The organism is Roseateles sp., from assembly GCF_047654805.1.
Taxonomy (GTDB): Bacteria; Pseudomonadota; Gammaproteobacteria; order Burkholderiales; family Burkholderiaceae_C; genus Pelomonas.
Genome location: NZ_JASGIV010000001.1, coordinates 197,750 through 215,812 on the forward strand (window position 1 = coordinate 197,750; position 18,063 = coordinate 215,812).

Below are 18,063 nucleotides of genomic sequence, written 5' to 3' on the forward strand. Positions count from 1 at the left end.
GGCGAACCTCGGCAGGTGAATGGTTGGGGTCAGGCAGCGCGGAAGAAACCGACCGCTTCGATCAGGCGTGTGGAGCTGTCGCGCAGCGCGTCGGCCGAGCGGCTGAGTTCGCCTACCAGGCTGGTGTTCTGCTGCGTGGCCTTGTCCAGCTCGCTCATCGCGCCGTTGACGACGGTGACGCCGGTGGCCTGCTCCTGGGCCGAATGCGAGATTTCCTCGATCAGCTGGCCCATGTTGTTGACCTCGTCGACGACGCTGCGGATCGTCACACCGGCGTTGTTGACGAGCGTGGTGCCGTTCTCGACCTTGACGGTCGATTCCTGGATCAGCACCTTGATTTCCTTGGCGGCGCCGGCCGAACGCTGGGCCAGGGCACGAACTTCCGAGGCGACGACCGCGAAGCCGCGGCCATGCTCACCGGCACGGGCAGCTTCGACGGCGGCATTCAGTGCCAGGATGTTGGTCTGGAAGGCGATGCCGTCGATGACGCCGATGATGTCGCCGATCTTCTTGGAGCTGGCGCTGATCTCTTCCATGGTCTCGACGACCTTGGAGACCACGGCACCGCCGTTGCTGGCCGACTGGCGCGCCGTCACGGCGATACCGGCGGCGCGGCGGGTCAGTTCGCTAGCGCCCTTGAGCGTGGAGGCGATCTGCTCAACGGACGCGGCCGTGTTCTGCAGGCTGGCGGCGGAGCGTGTCGTGCGGTCGGCCAGGTTGGTATTGCTGTCGGCGATGGAGCCGGAGTTCTGGGCGACTTCGCTGGCGGCGGTGGAGACATCGCGGACGACACCGGAAAGTGCGGTCTGCATGTCCTTCATGGCCTGCAGCATCTGGCTCAGCTCGTCGCGGCCCTCGACCTGGATGTCCTGGGTCAGGTCACCAGCGCGGATGGCTTCAGCCGCAGCCTGGGCTTTGCGGGCCGGGCCGACGATGGAGCGCGAGATCACGAGGAAGCCGCCGAAGCCCAGTGCTGCGGCGATAAAGACGAGGCCAGCGGTCACCAGCACCGAGGTGCGTGCCACCTCGCCGCCCTTGGTGGCGAGTTCCTTGCCGCTGTCGAACTGCATGTCGACCAGCTTCTTCAGGTCATCTTGCAGGGCGGTCTGGGCGGGGCGCAGGTCGGTGATCAGGCTTTCGCGGGCCTCGTCGGGGCTGCCGTCGGTCTGGATCTTCTGGAACTTCTCCAGCGCAGCCAGGAACTTGGTCTTGCGCTCGCGCACTTCGCTGATGACGGCCTTCTCCTGGTCCCCGGCCACTGCGGCCTCCAGGCCGGTGAGCTGCTTCTCGGCTTCCTCGGTCGCGGCGGCAATGGCGGCCTTTTGCTTCTTGATGGCGCCGGCGGTGTCCAGCAGCAGCAGGTCGCGCACGGCGCGCGAAATGATGTTGACTTGATTCTCCAGGCCGTTGGCCGCGCCGATCTTCACGAGGCTGGAGTTCGCGGTGCGATCCAGATCCTGCGCCAGGCTGCTGGCGTTCCTCGCGCCGTAGACGCCGATGGCCACCAGCAGCAGGATCAGCAGGCTGAAGCTCACGAAAAGGCGCTGGCCAATGCGTAGTTGGGTCAGGAAGTTCATGCGATTCAGGTCCTTGTCCGGTGATCTCGGGTATTGGCGGCGAGCTGCCGCTCTTGAATCCGACGACGACTGTAGGCCTCGCGGCCCTGTTTTTTCGGCCCTACCCAGGGGCCGGCGCGCAGTGTGTCGCGACCTGTGACCATTTGCTTCATGACTGCGGGAAGCTTGCGTGAAGTCGTTCACGTCGCTCCCCGCGCCCCGGGGCTTGCCAGCGCCTGAGGGCAGGCCCAGGAGGGGGCCGCCGGATGGTGGAAGACCCTGATCCGGGTGTGCTCAGCGCCTGGCCGAGGCGGCGCGCAGCCTCAGGACCTCAACGGCGTCGACCTCGCCCGCATCGTGGCCAAAGGTGCCGCGCAGATAGCTGGTCAGCGCGGCCAGCTCCTGCGCATCGAGCAAGCCGGCAAAGGGCGGCATGCCATAGGGTCGGGGATTGCCGGGCGTGGCCGGTGCAAAGCCGCCGCGCTCGATCACGCGGATCAGATTGGCGGCGCTGGCCTGGGTCACGAGCCGGCTGCCAGCCAGCGCCGGGTAGGCCAACGCGCCGCTGTCGTCGCGCCGGCCTTCACCCTGTGCGCCGTGGCAGGCCGCACAATGCTCGCGGTAGAGGCCGGCGCCGCGCTCGCGGCGCCGCGCGTCGGGCCGTGCCGGCTCGGGTCGCGTAACGGCCTGTTCGGGCAGGCTGCGCAGATAGCGGCTCATGGCCGCAAGGTCGGCGTCGTCCAGCGAGGCTGTGCTGCCGAGAACAACCTCGGCCATCGGCCCCTGGGCGGTGTGGCCGTCGGCATGGCCTTCGCGTAGCCAGCGCTGCAGCGTCGTGTCGGACCAGCGCTGCACCCCGGCTTCGGCCGGGTCGTGCAGGGAAGGCGCTGCCCAGCCCAGGCCGGCCAGGAGGCCACCGCGGAAGTCCGCGGGGCCGTCGTCGCCGCCCAGCGCGTTGCGCCCGGCATGGCAGGCGCTGCAGTGGGCCAGGCCCTGCGCCAGGTAGGCGCCACGGTTCCAGATAGGGTCGCGGACGGGATCGGGCCGGTAGGCGCCGGGGCTGAAGTACAGCGCCCGCCAGGCAGCCACGGCCAGCTGTGCGCCCAACTCGCTGTTCATGGGCCAGCGCAGTTCGTGGGGGCGGCGGGGCGCTGCCACGGCGGGCTGGGCCTGCAGCCAGGCGTGCAGGGCATCGGCGTCTTCGCGCGTCACCCGGGTCGTGTTCGTGATCGGGTGGGCCGGCACGAGCAGCCGGCCGTCGCGCGATATGCCCAGGTGGAGTGCGCGCCAGAAGTCATCGGAGCTCCAGCCGGCAAGACCGGTGACGTCGGGCGTCAGGTTACTGGAGAACGCGGTGCCGAAGGGCGTGGGGATGGGCCGGCCGCCTGCCAGCCGCGAGCCACCCCGTGTCGTGTGACAGCCGGCGCAATTGCCCACCGCCGCGAGATAGGCGCCGCGCTCCAGATTGATCGGCGCTGAAGCGGCGGGGGTGGAGTCGCCAAGGCCGCGCTGCCAGGCCAGCAGCGCAAAGGCCGCTCCCACCAGCAGGCCGGCGAGGGCGACCAAGACCGTCAGCAGCCGTTTCATGGCGTCAGCCCCCCACAACGCACCGGTGCCGGCGCTGTCAGCGCCGGTGCGGGATGCGGGTCGGCCGGCATGGCCTGGCCGGCGAGGAACTGGGTCATCGCGTTGATCTCGGCCGCTGTCAGCGCCTTGGCGATGCTGGCCATGCAGTCGGGGGGCTGCGCGTGCCGCTGGCCGCTGCGCCAGGCGCCCAGCTGACCATTGAGATAGTCGCGCGACAGGCCCAGCAGGCCGGGCACGGCCGGCTGGGTGCCCGTCAGGCGCTCGCCGTGGCATGCAGTGCAGGCCGGTAGGCGACGGGCGGTATCGCCCTGGCGGATCAATTGCTCGGCGCGCGCCAGTTCCGCAGCGGCCAGCGTGGACCGCTGTGGCGGCGGGTAGGGCAGATCCAGTGACGCGAAGTGGCCGGCGAGTTCCTTCAGGTAGGCATCAGAGAGCGGCGCGATTAGCTCGCTCATCAGCCCATAGTCGCGCCGGCCGTCGCGGAAGTTCAGCAACTGGTTGTAGAGATAGCCGGCGGGTTTGCCGGCCAGGCGCGGGTAGTAGCCGTCGGGCGCGGCGCGGCCCTCCTTCCCGTGGCAGCCAGTGCAGGCCAGGGCGCGTTGCGCCAGTGTGTCCGGTACGACTCGCGGGGCCGGCGCGTCGGGCGCGGGCCGCGCCACAGCGGGGAGGCACAGCAGGGCGGCGAGCAGGCAGGCATGGCGGAGCATGCCGGCCATCTTGCCTGGGTGCAGGATGGTGCGTAAGGAGCAGATCAAGCGGTTTGTGACCGTATCAGTTCACCCAGCCGCGCGACGGCGCGGGCCAGTGCGGGCGTCCACGGCTGGCCGCCGTTCAGGCGCAGGCAGGCGCGAAAGTCACCGCCGGCCGAGAACAGAGGGCCGGGGGCCAGGCTGATGCCTTCGGCGAGCGCGGCGCGGTGCAGGGCCAGGCTGTCGTGCCCGCCGCCTGTGCGCACAGGCATCTCGACCCAGACGAAATAGCCGCCGAGCGGCCGCGTGACCCGCGTGCCGGCGGGGAAATGCTGCAGCACTGCGGCGCGCAGTGCGCGCTGTTGCTCGGCCAGCGCCCGGCGCAGAGCGCGCAAGTGGCGGTCATAGTCGCCTCCTGCCAGGTAGTGTGCGATGGCGGCCTGAGCCGGCCAGGAGCCCGACAGGCTCTGGCTGAGCTTGGCCCGCAGCAGCGCAGACGCGAAGCGCCCTGCGGCCACCCAGCCGACGCGGTAGCCCGGCGCCAGCGTCTTCGAGAACGAGCCGGCATGCAGGACCTCGCCGCGCGTCGAATACGCCTTGGCCGGCAGCGGTGGGGCTCCCTCGTGGGGTAGTTCGGCGTAGACGTCATCCTCGATCAGCGGGATGCCGTGGCGTTCCAGAAGCGCGACCAGGGCGCGCTTCTTCTCGGGCGGCATCAGGCTGCCGGTCGGATTGGAGAAGCTGGTCATCAGCCAGCAGGCCTTGGGTGCGTGGCGGGCGATGGCGGTGGCCATCGAGTCCAGGTCCGCACCTTCGGCCGGGGTGGCGGGCACCTCGACGGCGCGCAGGCCCAGCCGCTCCAGGGCCTGCAGCGCGGCGTAGAAGCCGGGCGACTCGATAAGCACCGTGTCGCCGGGGCGCGTCAGCAACTGCAGCGACAGGTTCAGTCCCTCCAGCGCGCCGTCGGTCAGCACGATCTCATCGGGCGCGATGCTCATGCCCAGACGCAGGTAGCGCAGCGCGATCTGCCGGCGCAGGCCGGCGTGGCCGCCTGGCAACTGTTGGGTCAGCTCGGCTGGGACGATGCGGCGGTTGCCGGCCGTCAATGCTCGCCGCAGCCCGTCCAGGGGGAACAGCGATGGGCAGGGAAACGCCGAACCCAGCGGTGCGTGGATTTCATGCCCGCCCGTGCCCAGCAGCTGGAACACCATCTCGCTGACGGCCACCGGTTGCGGGGCGCGTTCACGTGGCGCGGACGGCGGCGGTGCGGCCGGTGCGACGAAGTAGCCGGAGCGCTCCGCTGCTCGCACCAGGCCGCGTGACTCCAGCAGGTGGTAGGCCTGGAACACCGTGGCCGCGCTGCAGTCACGGCTGGCCTGGGTCTGGCGTACGGAGGGCAGCCTGTCACCCGGGCGCAGCGCACCGCTCCCGATCAGGCCGGCGATGTCGTCTGCCAGTTGGCGGTAGCGGGGAGCAGCCTCGTTCACCGGGTGCCGAAAACCGCCGTGCCGATGCGCACCATCGTGGAGCCTGCCACGATGGCCGCCTCCAGGTCGGCGCTCATGCCCAGGGACAGCGTGTCCACGTCCAGTCCCTCGGCCTTCAGCGCGTCGAACAGGGCGGCCATCGCGCGATGCTGGGTGGCAGCCTCGGGGCCGGGCTCGGGAATGGCCATCAGCCCGCGCAGTCTCAGGCGGGGCAGAGCGGCCACCTGGCGGGCCAATGGTGCCACCTCGGCCGGCAGCAGGCCGTTCTTGCTGGCCTCGCCGCTGATGTTGACCTGCAGGCAGACGCTCAGTGGTTGCAGTTCGGCCGGGCGCTGTTCCGACAGCCGCTCGGCGATCTTGAGTCGGTCCACACTGTGCACCCAGTCGAACTGTTCGGCCACGGACCGGGTCTTGTTCGACTGCAGCGGGCCGATCAGATGCCATTCGATCTGGCTGCGCAGGTCGATGAGGGCCTCGATCTTGGCCAGGCCCTCCTGGACATAGTTCTCGCCGAAGGCCCTGGCTCCGGCTGAGAAGGCCTCGCGCACGGCGGAGGCCGGGAAGGTCTTGCTGACCGCCAGCAGGCGGACCGCGTCGGGTGCACGGCCGGCTGAGACACATGCCGCAGCAATGCGGTTTTTGGTGGCTTGCAGGGAGTCGGAGATCGCCATAATGAAACGAGGACTCCACTGCACACCATGGACATCACTCAGCTGCTGGCATTCTCGGTCAAGAACAAGGCATCGGACCTGCACCTTTCGGCCGGCCTGCCGCCGATGATCCGGGTACACGGCGATGTGCGCCGCATCAATGTCGAGGCGCTGGACCACCGCGCGGTCCACGACATGGTCTACGACATCATGAACGACTCCCAGCGCAAGGTGTACGAGGAGACGCTGGAGGTCGACTTCTCCTTCGAGATCCAGGGCCTGGCGCGCTTTCGCGTCAACGCCTTCAACCAGAACCGCGGCGCAGGCGCCGTGTTCCGGACCATTCCGAGCAAGATCCTCAGCCTGGAGCAGCTTGCCGCGCCCAAGGTCTTCGCCGAGCTGGCGCTGAAGCCTCGCGGCATGGTGCTCGTCACCGGACCGACCGGATCGGGCAAGAGCACGACGCTGGCGGCCATGATCAACCACCTCAACGAGAACGAGTACGGACACATCCTCACCATCGAGGACCCGATCGAGTTCGTGCACGAGTCCAAGAAGAGCCTGATCAACCAGCGGGAAGTCGGGCCGCACACGCACAGCTTCAGCAACGCGCTGCGTTCGGCGCTGCGCGAAGACCCGGACTGCGTGCTGGTCGGCGAAATGCGTGACCTGGAAACCATCCGCCTGGCGCTGACGGCCGCCGAGACGGGGCACCTGGTGTTCGGGACCCTGCACACCTCGTCGGCGGCCAAGACGGTGGACCGCATCGTCGACGTCTTCCCCGCTGCCGAAAAGGAGATGGTGCGGGCGATGGTGTCCGAGTCGCTGGTGGCGGTCATTTCGCAGAGCCTGTGCAAGCTCAAGGATGGCACCGGCCGCGTCGCGGCTCACGAGATCATGCTGGGCACCTCGGCCATCCGCAATCTGATCCGCGAGAACAAGGTGGCGCAGATGTACTCGTCCATCCAGACAGGCAACTCGCAGGGCATGCAGACGCTGGACCAGAACCTTACAGACCTCGTCCGCCGCAACATCATCTCGCCCGCGGAAGCGCGAGCCAAGGCCAAGTTCCCCGAGAACTTCCCTGGCTAGAGCGGTTTGCCCCCGGTTCGGCGGGCACGCCGGGCCATCTCCGAGGGGGCAATCCTATGCGCGCGGGGCGCCCATAGGATTGCATCGCGGGTCGTCTTGGGAGCGGCCCGGCGCTCGGCCCGAATACGGCAGTCATTCGCATTGGATCAACCATGGAACGCGACCAGGCCTCGAAATTCATCAACGACCTGCTGCGGCTGATGCTGTCGCGCAAGGGTTCCGACCTGTTCCTGACCGCCGAGTTTCCGCCGGCCATCAAGGTCGACGGCAAGCTCACCAAGGTCTCGCCGCAGCCGCTGACCGGCCAGCACACGCTGCAACTAGCCCGTTCCATCATGAACGACAAGCAGGCCGCCGAGTTCGAGCGCACCAAGGAGTGCAATTTCGCGATCTCGCCGCACGGCATCGGGCGCTTCCGCGTGAACGCCTTCTTGCAGCAGGGCCAGGTCGGCCTGGTGCTGCGGACCATCCCATCCACGCTGCCCACCATCGCCTCGCTGGACCTGCCCGTCGTGCTGCGCGAGGTGGTGCAGCACAAGCGCGGCCTGGTCATCGTCGTCGGCGCCACGGGTTCGGGCAAGAGCACCTCGCTGGCAGCCATGATCGACGAGCGTAACGAGACGACCTACGGGCACATCGTGACCATCGAGGACCCGATCGAGTTCGTGCACCCGCACAAAAACTGCATCGTCACCCAGCGCGAGCTGGGCCTGGATACCGACAGTTGGGAGGCCGCGCTGAAGAACTCGCTGCGCCAGGCGCCTGACGTCATCCTGATGGGCGAACTGCGCGACCGCGAGACCATGGAACATGCGGTCGCCTTCGCCGAGACCGGCCACCTGTGCATGGCCACACTGCACGCCAACAGCGCCAATCAGGCGCTGGACCGCATCATTAACTTCTTTCCCGAAGACCGCCGCCAGCAGCTGCTGATGGATCTGTCACTGAACTTGCGGGCACTGATTTCCCAGCGCCTGCTGCCGCGCCGCGAGGGCAAGGGCCGCGTCGCGGCGGTGGAGATCCTGCTGAACTCGCCGCTGATCTCCGACCTGATCTTCAAGGGTGAGATCAGCGAGATCAAGGAGCTGATGAAGCGCTCGCGCGAGCAGGGCATGCAGACCTTCGACCAGGCGCTGTTCGACCTTTACGAAGCGGGCAAAGTCACCTACGAAGATGCGCTGCGCAACGCCGACTCGGTCAACGACCTGCGCCTGCAGATCAAGCTCAACAGCGAGCGCGCCCGCTCCGGAGACCTGTCGTCCGGCACCGAACATCTGACCATTCTTTGAGCAACATGAGTACCCGCAGCTACGACCCTGTTCCTCCCCGCCGTGTTGCCTTCCTGGGCCTGGGCGTCATGGGCCATCCCATGGCCGGCCATCTGGCACGCGCCGGCCACCAGGTCACCGTCTACAACCGCACAGCGGCCAAGGCCGAGGCGTGGGTGAAGGAGTACGGTGGTGCCTTCGCGGCGACGCCGGCGGAGGCCGTCAAGGGCGCGGAGCTCGTGTTCTGCTGCGTGGGCAACGACGACGATCTGCGTTCGGTCGTGCTGGGCGAAGCCGGCGCACTGGCCGGCATGACCTCGGGGGCCGTCTTCGTGGATCACACCACCGCCTCGGCGGCCGTGGCCCGCGAGCTGCATGCCGAAGCCGCCCGGCGTGGCGTAGCCTTCATCGATGCGCCGGTATCGGGTGGCCAGGCCGGTGCCGTCAACGGTGCGCTGACCGTCATGTGCGGTGGCGACGCGGCGCCGTTCGAGATCGCCAGACCCATCGCGATGGCGTTTGCCAGGGCGGTGACGCTGCTGGGCGGCCCCGGCTCGGGCCAGCTGGCCAAGATGGTCAACCAGATCTGCATCGCAGGCGTCGTCCAGGGGCTGTCCGAGGCCGTGCGCTTCGGCCAGAACGCGGGCCTGGACATGGTTCAGGTGCTGGAGGTCATCGGCAAGGGTGCGGCCCAGAGCTGGCAGATGGACAACCGTGGCAAGACCATGGTCGAAGACAAGTTCGACTTCGGCTTCGCGGTCGATTGGATGCGCAAGGATCTCGGCCTGGTGCTCGACGAGGCCCGCCGCAACGGCTCCCGCCTGCCGCTGACGGCGCTTGTTGACCAGTTCTACGCCGACGTGCAGGCGCTGGGTGGCAACCGCTGGGACACCTCGTCGCTGATCAAGCGTCTTTGAGCGCTCCAGCCAAGCGCACCACCGCGTCGCTGCCGGTGCGTGCTTGAGCCGATGTGCGAGCGGGCCTTTGCCTCCGCGAGCATCGGCGCCCTCTCGCCCTCTCGCCCTCTCGGTGACTGAGGCCGGACACATGGCGCTCGATGGACAGCATGTGTCAGCTGACGGGCAGCGGTTCCGGGGACGCAGGTCTAGGCCGCCCAGCGCTGAAGCGCTGGGCGAGGGGTCATTGCTTCTTCGGCGTGATGCGGGCGAGCTCTTCCTCACTGATGATCTCGAACGCCCGCACCACCTTCTTCACGCCGCCGACCTGACGTGCGATCTCGGTCGCGCGGTCGGCCTCGCGCTCGGTCACGCGGCCCATCAGGAATGCCTCGCCGCGCTCGACCACAACGTAGAAGGCGTTGCTCAACAGGTCGCGCGCGTCGATGAGCTTGGCCTTGATCTTGCCCTGGATGACCACGTCGTTGGAGCGGGTGCTCAGCGAGCTGTGCATCGTGACGGCCACCTCGTTCATGACCTTGGTGACGTTCTCGACGCCGCCGACGATGCGCTCCACCTCAGCGCGGTCCGCTTCGTTGCGGGCCTCGCCGGTGACCAGCGCGACGCGGTTGTAGCTGTTGACGTTGATGTGGACACGGTCGCCCAGTTGCTCGCGGATGCGCGCGCCGGCCTTGAGCTCGATGGTCTGGTCTTCCAGTTGAGTGGCCGAGGTGCGGCGGTCAGTGGCGACCTGCACCGTGCCGACCATCGCGCCACCGATCAGCAGCGGCGCGCAGCCGGTGGCCAGCGTGCCGGCGAAGACGGCGGCAGTCAGGGTGAGGGTGAACTTCTTCATCGGGATCCCATCTGGAAGGTTATTCGTCGCTGCCGAGCAATTGCAGGTCGACGGCATCGGCCAGCGCATGCAGCAGCACGCGCTGGGCTTCGACAACGCGCGGCTCGCGCCCGTGGCTGACACGGATCTGGATGTCGGTGTCCTGCAGCAGGCCGCGCCATTCATCCGTCGCGCCGGGCGGCTGGGCCGTCAGCGCGATGATGCTCATCTCCTGTGCATGGGCCACCGCGAGGGCCGGCTGCCAGGCGTCGCGCTGCTCGCGCAGCGGCTCGATCATGACCAGTACGTCTCCCGGGTGGCCATGGGCCTGGAGCAGGCGGGCGAGATCCAGGCCGGCGGCGTCGCGGGCCTGGGCGGCCAGGCTCCAGGCGGCCAGGCCGGGGCGTTCCTGCTCGAAGCGGCCCGCCAGGCGGGCGGCCAGGTAGTCCGCCTCCATGCTCGCCAGGCCCTGGGCCGCGCAGAGGATGCGGTTGCCGCCGGTGATGGCGTCCACCACCATTTGCGCGGCCATCGCCAGCGGGCGGGCCAACTGCTCGGCGGCCTGGTAGAGCAGGTCGGCGCTCTCGAAGAACTGCTGCTGGATGCGTTGTTCAATCATGCGGCGCGAATGATAGGGTCAACCCGAGGTTAACCCGCTCCAAGCGTCGCTTGCAGCCCGGTGAGGGCCTCGTCGTCGGCGCGGATGGCGTCGAGGCGGCAGGACGGGCTGGCGTGGCGCGCCGGCTTGTGCCGGGTAATGCCGGGCGCGTAGACGAGGCGGCGCAGCTCCTCGACCGGCGGCGACTCGATAATTCGGCTCGGGAAGGCGCAGGCCCGCGCGCTGCAGATGGGTCGGTGCTGCATCCTCGCCCGCCGAGCCCGTCTCGGCACGCCTTGAACGAGAGCTTCCGTTGAACATTGACGCCTCCCTGCTTCGCCAGGCCGCTCAGGCCGCGGCCGGCGGCCAGCAGTACCCGTCCGCCACGCTCTATCTCGTCGCGACGCCCATCGGCAATCTTGCTGACCTCAGCCTGCGCGTCATCCACGCGCTGGGCCTTGTGGATGCGCTGGCCTGTGAAGACACCCGCCAGGGCGGCGCGCTGCTGCGCCATCTGGGGTTGCACAAACCGCTGATCGCGCTGCACCAGCACAACGAGCGCGAGGCCAGCGCCCAGGTGCTGGCGCGGCTGGCTGCAGGCGAGCGTGTCGCCTATGCATCCGATGCCGGCACGCCGGCCATCTCCGACCCCGGCGCCGTGCTCGTGCAAGAGGTGGTGGCCGCCGGCCACCGCGTGCTGCCGCTGCCTGGGCCCAGCAGCGCGGTGACGGCCCTCAGCGTCGCGGGCGACACGGCGGCGCAGGGCTTCGCCTTCGCCGGTTTCCTGCCAACCAAGGGGGGCGAACGCCGTGTGGCGCTCCAGGCCCTGCTGGCGGCCGAGGCCCAGAGCCAAGTGGTCTTCGAGGCCCCGCATCGCATTGAGGACCTGATCGCGCTGCTGGCCGAACTGGCGCCCGAGCGTCGCGTGACGGTCTGTCGCGAATTGACCAAGCAGTTCGAGACCGTGTACACGGCCGCGGCGGCGACGCTGCCCGGGTGGCTCGCGGCCGACGCCCAGCGCCAGCGGGGCGAGTTCGTGCTGGTGCTACATGCCCGCGCTGCGCAGGCCGCGGCGCAGGGCGACCTGCCGGCCGAGGCGCTGCGCGTGCTGGGACTGTTGGCGACAGAGCTGCCGCTGAAGCAGGCCGTCGCGCTGACGGCGCAGATCAGCGGCGCACCGCGCAACCGGCTCTACGAGGCCGGCCTCGAGCTGAAGCGCAGCGGCGACGACGTGCACTGAAGGCCGCCCTTGGCGGCGGGTTCAGCCCGGCGCGCTGGCGGCGCGGGCGTTGTGGCGCTTGCGGTGGATGTCGCGGCTGGCGCCGTCCTGCATCGCGGTCAGGCGACGGCGTTCCTTGGCCGTTACCGTGCCGTCGGACTTGGCCTTGGACTCGGCGTTGTCGATGCGTGCCTGCTCCTTCTCCAGGCGCTGGGTCTCGCGCGGCGTCAGGCTGCCGTTCTCCGCACCCTGTGCAATACGGGCCTGCTGGCGAGCTTCGCGCTTGTCGATGCGCGGGGTGTTGGTGCCGGGTGCGGAGGCTGCGGGCGCCTGGGCGAAGGCGCTCGCCCCGGCCAGGGCGAGCAGGGCGATCAGGGCTTTGCGAGAGGTCTTCATCGAGGACTCCTGGTGGTGTCGGGTTGCAAGCTCGTCCACAACGAAGCCCTTGTAACAACCGACGACATGGCCCGAGTAAAGAAGCATGTCCGCGATGGCTTCCTAGAATCGGCCCATGATCGCCGTCGAACCCACCCTGGCCCGCCTGGCCACCGCCCGCTCGCAACTGCTGGAGCCCTTCGGTCTCAGCGAGGCATCGCTGTCGCAGGCGTTGCGTCTCATCACCGAACACCGCGTCGATGATGCCGACCTGTACTTCCAGACCACGCGAGCCGAGGGATGGAGCCTCGAGGAGGGCATCGTCAAGAGTGGCAGCTTCAGCATCGACCAGGGCGTCGGCGTGCGTGCCGTGGCGGGTGAGAAGACGGCCTTCGCCTATTCGGACGACATCTCGCTGGAGTCGCTGCTCGATGCGGCCCGCACGGTGCGTACCATCGCCGCGGCCGGCCAGAGCCGCAAGGTCAAGGTGCCCTCCCAGGGCCGTGTGGCCGGCAGCCGCGAGCTGTATGGCGTGGCCGACCCTATCGCCAGCCTGGACAGCGCCGCCAAGGTCGCGCTGTTGGAGCGCGCCGAGAAGATGGCCCGCGCCAAGGACCCGCGCGTGGCCCAGGTCATGGCCGGCCTGGCTGCCGAGCACGAGGTGGTGCTGATAGCCCGCGCCGACGGCACGCTGGCGGCAGACGTGCGTCCGCTGGTGCGGCTGTCGCTGACCGTCATTGCCGAGAGCAACGGTCGCCGCGAGGTGGGCTCGGGCGGTGGCGGCGGGCGCTTCGGCCTGGCCTATTTCACCGACGAGATGATCGCCAGCTACGTCGAGCAGGCCGTGCACGCGGCGCTGACGAACCTGGACAGCCGCCCGGCGCCGGCCGGCGAGATGACCGTGGTGCTTGGGCCCGGCTGGCCAGGCGTTCTGCTGCACGAAGCCGTGGGCCACGGCCTGGAGGGTGATTTCAATCGCAAGGGCTCGAGCGCCTTCTCCGGCCGCATCGGCCAGCGGGTCGCTGCCAAGGGCGTCACGGTGCTGGATGACGGCACCCTCCCCGACCGCCGCGGCTCGCTGAACGTGGACGACGAGGGTGCAGCCAGCCAGCGCAACGTGCTCATCGAGGACGGCATCCTGAAGGGCTACATCCAGGACGCGATGAACGCGCGGCTGATGAAGACAGCCCCCACCGGCAACGGCCGCCGCGAGAGCTATGCCCACGTGCCCATGCCGCGCATGACCAACACCTACATGCTCGGCGGCAAGGACGACCCCCAGGAGATCGTGGCGTCCATCAAGAAGGGCCTGTACGCCACCAATTTCGGCGGCGGCCAGGTCGACATCACCAGCGGCAAGTTCGTGTTCTCGGCGAGCGAGGCCTACTGGGTCGAGAACGGCAGGATCCAGTACCCGGTCAAGGGCGCCACCATCATCGGCAACGGCCCGGACGCGCTGACGCGCGTCAGCATGATCGGCAACGACATGGCGCTGGACACCGGCGTGGGGGTCTGCGGCAAGGAAGGCCAGAGCGTGCCGGTGGGTGTGGGCCAGCCGACGCTGCGCATCGATGGATTGACGGTGGGCGGAACGGCCTGATCAGGCTACCGCCACATAGGTCAGCCTTGCCGAGGTGCACAAGCGCCTCTCGCCGGTCTTGGCCGATTCGGCCCACATGTCCGTCTGCACGCGTACCGAACGCCGGCCGGTGCCCACCACGCGGGCCATGACCTCGACGACATCGCCCACGTGAGCTGATGCCTTGAAATCCAGCTGCTCGCTGCCTGCCATCACGACGGTGCGGCGCACGGCTCGTGTGGCGGCCACGAAGCCGGCCTTGGCCATCCAAGCCATGGCGGGGCCACCATGCAGTACGTCGCGATGGTTGACGTGGCCGGGAAACACGATCTCGGCTACCAGGGTGCAGGCTTGCCCAGGCCCCAGCGCCGGTGGCACGCCAGGAGCCGCCGCGGCGCCGGCCGGCTCTGCGTCGTCCGGCGCGGCCGTCTGCCGCACCATGACGAACTCGCCTGTCAGGCATTCGGTGCGTGCGCCCGTCAACAGGTCTTCGGCGATCAGGCTTGTATCCACCGTGACGGAACGCCGGCCCTTGTGCAGGATGCTGGCTCGGCATTCGACCAGGTGACCGGCGGGGGCGGGAGCGGCAAAGTTCAGCCTGCCCACGGCGGCCGTCACGACGGAGCCCCGCAGGGACTTGCTGCCGACGATGAAAGCCACGCGGTCGAGCATCGACAGCGCCGCGCCGCCGAACAGCGTGCCGTGATGGTTCGACTGGTCGGGCCAGACCATGTCGACAACGACCAGGTCAGGTCCCGCGCCCTGCGAGAGGGCTTCATTCATGACGCTGTGCCAGGCTGCGCATCGATTTCGCCGCGTCCACCATCCGCCGCAGCGCGGCCTCGGTCTCCGGCCAGCCGCGCGTCTTGAGCCCGCAGTCGGGGTTGACCCAGAGCTGTTCGGCGGGGATGACCTCCGCGGCCTTGTTCAGCAGGCGCACCATCTCCGCGGCATCCGGAACGCGTGGCGAATGGATGTCGTAGACGCCAGGGCCGATCTCGTTCGGGTAGCGGAAATCGCCGAATCCGCGCAGCAGCTCCATGTCGGAGCGACTGGTCTCGATGGTGATGACGTCGGCGTCCATCGCGGCGATCTCGGGCAGGATGTCGTTGAATTCCGAATAGCACATGTGAGTGTGGATCTGCGTGTCGTCGCGGACCGGGCCGGCAGCCACGCGGAAGGCGCGCGTGGCCCAGGCGAGGTAGCCGCCCCATGCGGCGCGGCGCAGCGGAAGGCCTTCGCGGATGGCAGGCTCGTCGATCTGGATGACGGCGATGCCGGCAGCCTCCAGGTCGGCCACCTCGTCGCGGATGGCTAGCGCGATCTGCAGCGCGGTGTCGGCGCGTGGCTGGTCGTCGCGCACGAAGGACCATTGCAGGATGGTGATGGGGCCGGTCAGCATGCCCTTCATGGGTTTGTCGGTCAGGCCCTGGGCGAACGTGGTCCAGGCCACCGTCATGGCCCGGGGGCGAGAGACGTCGCCGAACAGCACAGGCGGTTTCACGCAGCGCGAGCCATAGCTCTGGACCCAGCCGTTGGCCGTGAAGGCGAAGCCGTCGAGCTGCTCGCCGAAGTACTCCACCATGTCGTTGCGCTCGGCTTCGCCGTGCACCAGCACGTCCAGCCCCAGCGTCTCCTGCTTGCGCACGGCCAGTTCGATCTCGCGTTGCATGGCCAGGTGATAGTCGGCCTGCGGCAACTGGCCGCGCTTGAAGGCGGCGCGGGCCGCGCGGATCTCCGGCGTCTGCGGGAAGGAGCCGATGGTGGTTGTCGGGAAGGCCGGCAGGCGCAGGCGGCGGCGCTGCGCGGCCTGGCGGGCGGGGAATGGGGCGCGGCGCCGGTCGGCGTCTGCCGGCATCGCGGCCACGCGGGCCGCGACGGTGCCGTTGCGCACGCGCGGGCTGCCGGTGCGAGCTGCGCGAGCGACTCGAGATTCGGCCAGTTCGTTGGCCACACCGCTCTCGTCATTCCAGAGCGCACGCTTGAGCACGCGCAGCTCGTCCAGCTTCTCGGTGGCGCCTGCCAGCCAGCTGCGCAGTTCGGTGTCCAGCGCCTGATCGTGTCGCAGGCTGATGGGCACGTGCAGCAGCGAGCATGAAGTCGCCACCCACAACCGCCCGCCGCGCAGCTCCCGCACCTGGCGCAGCGTGGACAGCGCGGCGTCGAGGTCGCTGCGCCAGATGTTGCGGCCGTCGACGATGCCGACCGACAGCTCGCGCTCCAGCGGCAGCCGCCGGGCCACGTCCAGCAGCTCGCCCGGCGCGCGTACGGCGTCCACGTGCAGTCCGGCCACGGGCAGCTCGCAGGCGAGGGCCAGGTTGTCGGCCAGCGGCGAGAAATAGGTGGCCAGCAGCAGGTGCTGCCCGTTGCGCGCGAGGCGGGTGTAGGCCTGGCGCAACGCAGCCTGCCAGGCGGGGGGCAGGTCAAGGCCGAGGATGGGCTCGTCCAGCTGAACCCAGGTCACACCGCGGGCGGCGAGCCGGGTCAACAGGGCCTCATAGGCCGGCAGCAACTGCTCGAGGAGCGAGAGACGGTCGAAGCCCTCCTCCTTGCTCTTGCCCAGATGGAGGAAGCTCACCGGTCCGAGCAGCGCGACCTTGGGGCTGGCGGGCAGGGCGATGGCCTCATCGACTTCGGCGAGCAGGCGCTCTGGGTGGAGGCTGAAGCGCGTGGTGCTGTCGAACTCGGGCACGAGGTAGTGGTAGTTGGTATCGAACCATTTCGTCATCTCCAGAGCCGGCGCGCCCGCGCCCGACGCGGCACCGCAGCCGCAGGCCTCGCAGTGGGCGTGGGTGGCGGTGCCGCGGGCCATCGCGAAGTAGCGCTGCAGCAGTGTTTCCTCCCCAGTGAAGCCGAAGCGGCGCGGCTCGCAGCCGAACAGCTGGATCAGGTGGGCGACATGGTCGTAGAGGGCGAAGTCGCCGACGGTGACGTGGTCCAGGCCGGCCTGCCGCTGCAGCGTCCAGTGGCGGGCGCGCAGCCCGGCGGCCTGTGCCTCCAGCGCGTCGGCGCCGAGCTCGCCGCGCCAGTGGCGCTCGAGCGCCGTCTTCAGCTCGCGCTGCTCGCCCATGCGGGGGAAGCCGAGGATATGAGTCTTGATCATGATGAATCGAACAATGCTGAAATCGATTCGTGATGATCTGCAATCCATGGCTATGATTCAAACGAAACGTTTTTTGAATCATCACGAGTTTCATTCATGCAGACGCCGTTGGAGCTTCGTCACCTGCGGACGTTGGCCGCCCTGCGCGAGGCTGGCAACCTGTCGCGTGCCGCGCAGTTGCTGAACCTGACGCAGTCGGCCCTGTCCCATCAGCTCAAGGGCCTGGAGGAGCACTACGGCGCCGAGCTGTTCGCGCGCAAGAGCAACCCGCTGGTGTTCGGCGTTGCGGGGCAGCGGTTGCTCAAGCTGGCCGACCAGGTGCTGCCCCAGGTCGATGAAGCCGACCGCGACGTGCGCCGCCTTGTGGACGGATCGGCCGGCCAGCTGCGCATTGCCGTGGAGTGTCACACCTGCTTCGACTGGCTGATGCCGGCGATGGACGCGTTCCGGGAGCGCTGGCCAGAGGTGGAGCTCGACATCGTCTCCGGCTTCCAGGCCGACCCGGTGGGCCTGCTGCACCAGGGGCGCGCCGAGCTGGCCATCGTGTCGGACGTGGACGCCGAAGAGGCCGGTGTCGTCGTGCACCCGCTGTTCAGCTTCGAGATCGTCGCGCTGCTGCCGAAGGGCCATGCGCTGCTGACCTTGCCCTGGCTCGAAGCGCGGGACTTCGCCGACCACACGCTGATCACCTATCCCGTGCCCGACGACATGCTGGACCTCGTGCGCGGCGTGCTGCGGCCCGCGGGCATCACGCCGCCGCGCCGCACCAGCGAGCTGACGGTGGCCATGCTGCAACTGGTGGCCAGCGGTCGGGGCATTGCAGCGCTGCCACTGTGGGCGGTGGAGGGCTACTTGGCGCGAGGCTACGTCGCGCGCCAGCGCATCGGCGAGGGGGGGCTGACGGGGCGCCTCTACGCAGTCAGCACCGGGAGCCTGGCCGCCAAGCCCTTCCTGGCCGACTTTGTGCGAATCATGCGCGAGACCTCGCTGCTGAATCTGGCGGGGGTGCGCCTGTTGTGACGTCGCGTCTCGCGATGGCTGCTTTGTGCCGCGCCGAAGCCGTGCGCTGGCCGGCGTGCTAGATTTCGTCCCCATGTTCCGCGCCGCTTCCTGCTTTCGCTTTTGGTTT

General features: G+C 68.9%; 17 protein-coding genes. 6 read left to right on the plus strand and 11 right to left on the minus strand.

Annotated features, from left to right (window positions below; genetic code table 11):
- Positions 1-29 precede the first annotated feature (29 nt).
- From QM732_RS00920 to QM732_RS00940, 5 genes are all read right to left on the minus strand, one after another.
- The gene (locus QM732_RS00920; protein WP_415654337.1) at positions 30-1,577 is read right to left on the minus strand and encodes a methyl-accepting chemotaxis protein; all 1,548 of its coding nucleotides are present in this window, start codon (positions 1,575-1,577) and stop codon (positions 30-32) included.
- Positions 1,578-1,850: 273 nt separating this feature from the next.
- On the minus strand, positions 1,851-3,143 hold the full coding sequence (locus QM732_RS00925) for a c-type cytochrome (RefSeq protein ID WP_415654338.1): 1,293 nt from the start codon (positions 3,141-3,143) through the stop codon (positions 1,851-1,853).
- The gene (locus QM732_RS00930; protein WP_415654339.1) at positions 3,140-3,859 is read right to left on the minus strand and encodes a c-type cytochrome; all 720 of its coding nucleotides are present in this window, start codon (positions 3,857-3,859) and stop codon (positions 3,140-3,142) included. The genes QM732_RS00925 and QM732_RS00930 overlap by 4 nt, the downstream gene beginning before the upstream one ends.
- 35 nt (positions 3,860-3,894) lie before the next feature.
- Complete coding sequence (locus QM732_RS00935) at positions 3,895-5,319, minus strand: PLP-dependent aminotransferase family protein (RefSeq protein ID WP_415654340.1); 1,425 nt, start codon at positions 5,317-5,319, stop codon at positions 3,895-3,897.
- Positions 5,316-5,990, minus strand: a complete 675-nt coding sequence (locus tag QM732_RS00940) for a YggS family pyridoxal phosphate-dependent enzyme (RefSeq protein WP_415654341.1) — start codon at positions 5,988-5,990, stop codon at positions 5,316-5,318. Before QM732_RS00940 ends, QM732_RS00935 begins: the two co-directional genes overlap by 4 nt.
- A gap of 27 nt (positions 5,991-6,017) precedes the next feature.
- Between QM732_RS00940 and QM732_RS00945 the strand changes: the two genes are divergently transcribed.
- The 3 genes from QM732_RS00945 (at position 6,018) to QM732_RS00955 (ending at position 9,246) form a co-directional block, all read left to right on the plus strand.
- Positions 6,018-7,061, plus strand: a complete 1,044-nt coding sequence (locus QM732_RS00945) for a type IV pilus twitching motility protein PilT (protein WP_415654342.1) — start codon at positions 6,018-6,020, stop codon at positions 7,059-7,061.
- A gap of 152 nt (positions 7,062-7,213) precedes the next feature.
- On the plus strand, positions 7,214-8,350 hold the full coding sequence (locus QM732_RS00950) for a PilT/PilU family type 4a pilus ATPase (RefSeq protein ID WP_415654343.1): 1,137 nt from the start codon (positions 7,214-7,216) through the stop codon (positions 8,348-8,350).
- A gap of 5 nt (positions 8,351-8,355) precedes the next feature.
- Positions 8,356-9,246, plus strand: coding sequence for an NAD(P)-dependent oxidoreductase (locus QM732_RS00955; protein ID WP_415654344.1), 891 nt, complete (start codon positions 8,356-8,358; stop codon positions 9,244-9,246).
- 223 nt (positions 9,247-9,469) lie between these two features.
- Here QM732_RS00955 and QM732_RS00960 read toward each other — a convergent pair whose 3' ends face one another.
- The 3 genes from QM732_RS00960 to QM732_RS00970 are packed head-to-tail and all read right to left on the minus strand — an operon-like array spanning position 9,470 to position 10,924.
- Positions 9,470-10,081, minus strand: a complete 612-nt coding sequence (locus tag QM732_RS00960; RefSeq protein ID WP_415654345.1) for a BON domain-containing protein — start codon at positions 10,079-10,081, stop codon at positions 9,470-9,472.
- Between the two features lie 19 nt (positions 10,082-10,100).
- Positions 10,101-10,679: an SIS domain-containing protein gene (locus tag QM732_RS00965; RefSeq protein ID WP_415654346.1), complete on the minus strand. Its 579-nt coding sequence runs from the start codon at positions 10,677-10,679 to the stop codon at positions 10,101-10,103.
- Between the two features lie 29 nt (positions 10,680-10,708).
- A complete protein-coding gene (locus QM732_RS00970; RefSeq protein ID WP_415654347.1) occupies positions 10,709-10,924 on the minus strand; it encodes a hypothetical protein in 216 nt (71 codons plus the stop codon).
- Positions 10,925-10,971: 47 nt separating this feature from the next.
- On the opposite strand from QM732_RS00970, the gene rsmI reads away from it, so the two are divergent.
- Positions 10,972-11,898 carry a 16S rRNA (cytidine(1402)-2'-O)-methyltransferase gene (rsmI, locus tag QM732_RS00975; RefSeq protein ID WP_415654348.1) on the plus strand — a complete coding sequence of 309 codons (927 nt, stop codon included), beginning with the start codon at positions 10,972-10,974 and terminating at the stop codon, positions 11,896-11,898.
- 21 nt (positions 11,899-11,919) lie between these two features.
- On the opposite strand, the gene QM732_RS00980 is transcribed toward rsmI, so the two are convergent.
- Positions 11,920-12,273, minus strand: a complete 354-nt coding sequence (locus tag QM732_RS00980; RefSeq protein WP_415654349.1) for a hypothetical protein — start codon at positions 12,271-12,273, stop codon at positions 11,920-11,922.
- Between the two features lie 115 nt (positions 12,274-12,388).
- On the opposite strand from QM732_RS00980, the gene tldD reads away from it, so the two are divergent.
- A complete protein-coding gene (gene tldD / locus QM732_RS00985) occupies positions 12,389-13,852 on the plus strand; it encodes a metalloprotease TldD (protein WP_415654350.1) in 1,464 nt (487 codons plus the stop codon).
- Here the strand turns inward: tldD and QM732_RS00990 are convergent, their stop codons facing one another.
- Positions 13,853-14,614 carry an acyl-CoA thioesterase gene (locus QM732_RS00990; RefSeq protein WP_415654351.1) on the minus strand — a complete coding sequence of 254 codons (762 nt, stop codon included), beginning with the start codon at positions 14,612-14,614 and terminating at the stop codon, positions 13,853-13,855.
- Positions 14,607-16,934 (minus strand): 5-methyltetrahydropteroyltriglutamate--homocysteine S-methyltransferase, encoded by a 2,328-nt coding sequence (gene metE, locus QM732_RS00995; RefSeq protein WP_415654352.1) that lies wholly within the window; start codon positions 16,932-16,934, stop codon positions 14,607-14,609. Before metE ends, QM732_RS00990 begins: the two co-directional genes overlap by 8 nt.
- Positions 16,935-17,030: 96 nt before the next feature.
- Between metE and QM732_RS01000 the strand changes: the two genes are divergently transcribed.
- On the plus strand, positions 17,031-17,954 hold the full coding sequence (locus QM732_RS01000) for a LysR substrate-binding domain-containing protein (protein ID WP_415654353.1): 924 nt from the start codon (positions 17,031-17,033) through the stop codon (positions 17,952-17,954).
- Positions 17,955-18,063 lie beyond the last annotated feature (109 nt).

Bases quoted from the DNA above. Each gene is read 5' to 3' on its own strand.
- QM732_RS00940 (WP_415654341.1), bottom strand. From the start codon at position 5,990: ATGGCGATCTCCGACTCCCTGCAAGCCACCAAAAACCGCATTGCTGCG.
- QM732_RS00955 (WP_415654344.1), top strand. From the start codon at position 8,356: ATGAGTACCCGCAGCTACGACCCTGTTCCTCCCCGCCGTGTTGCCTTC.
- QM732_RS00970 (WP_415654347.1), bottom strand. From the start codon at position 10,924: ATGCAGCACCGACCCATCTGCAGCGCGCGGGCCTGCGCCTTCCCGAGC.
- QM732_RS00980 (WP_415654349.1), bottom strand. From the start codon at position 12,273: ATGAAGACCTCTCGCAAAGCCCTGATCGCCCTGCTCGCCCTGGCCGGG.
- metE (WP_415654352.1), bottom strand. From the start codon at position 16,934: ATGATCAAGACTCATATCCTCGGCTTCCCCCGCATGGGCGAGCAGCGC.
- QM732_RS00950 (WP_415654343.1), top strand. From the start codon at position 7,214: ATGGAACGCGACCAGGCCTCGAAATTCATCAACGACCTGCTGCGGCTG.
- QM732_RS00990 (WP_415654351.1), bottom strand. From the start codon at position 14,614: ATGAATGAAGCCCTCTCGCAGGGCGCGGGACCTGACCTGGTCGTTGTC.
- QM732_RS00960 (WP_415654345.1), bottom strand. From the start codon at position 10,081: ATGAAGAAGTTCACCCTCACCCTGACTGCCGCCGTCTTCGCCGGCACG.
- QM732_RS00920 (WP_415654337.1), bottom strand. From the start codon at position 1,577: ATGAACTTCCTGACCCAACTACGCATTGGCCAGCGCCTTTTCGTGAGC.
- QM732_RS00930 (WP_415654339.1), bottom strand. From the start codon at position 3,859: ATGGCCGGCATGCTCCGCCATGCCTGCCTGCTCGCCGCCCTGCTGTGC.
- QM732_RS00945 (WP_415654342.1), top strand. From the start codon at position 6,018: ATGGACATCACTCAGCTGCTGGCATTCTCGGTCAAGAACAAGGCATCG.
- QM732_RS00965 (WP_415654346.1), bottom strand. From the start codon at position 10,679: ATGATTGAACAACGCATCCAGCAGCAGTTCTTCGAGAGCGCCGACCTG.
- QM732_RS00925 (WP_415654338.1), bottom strand. From the start codon at position 3,143: ATGAAACGGCTGCTGACGGTCTTGGTCGCCCTCGCCGGCCTGCTGGTG.
- QM732_RS01000 (WP_415654353.1), top strand. From the start codon at position 17,031: ATGCAGACGCCGTTGGAGCTTCGTCACCTGCGGACGTTGGCCGCCCTG.
- tldD (WP_415654350.1), top strand. From the start codon at position 12,389: ATGATCGCCGTCGAACCCACCCTGGCCCGCCTGGCCACCGCCCGCTCG.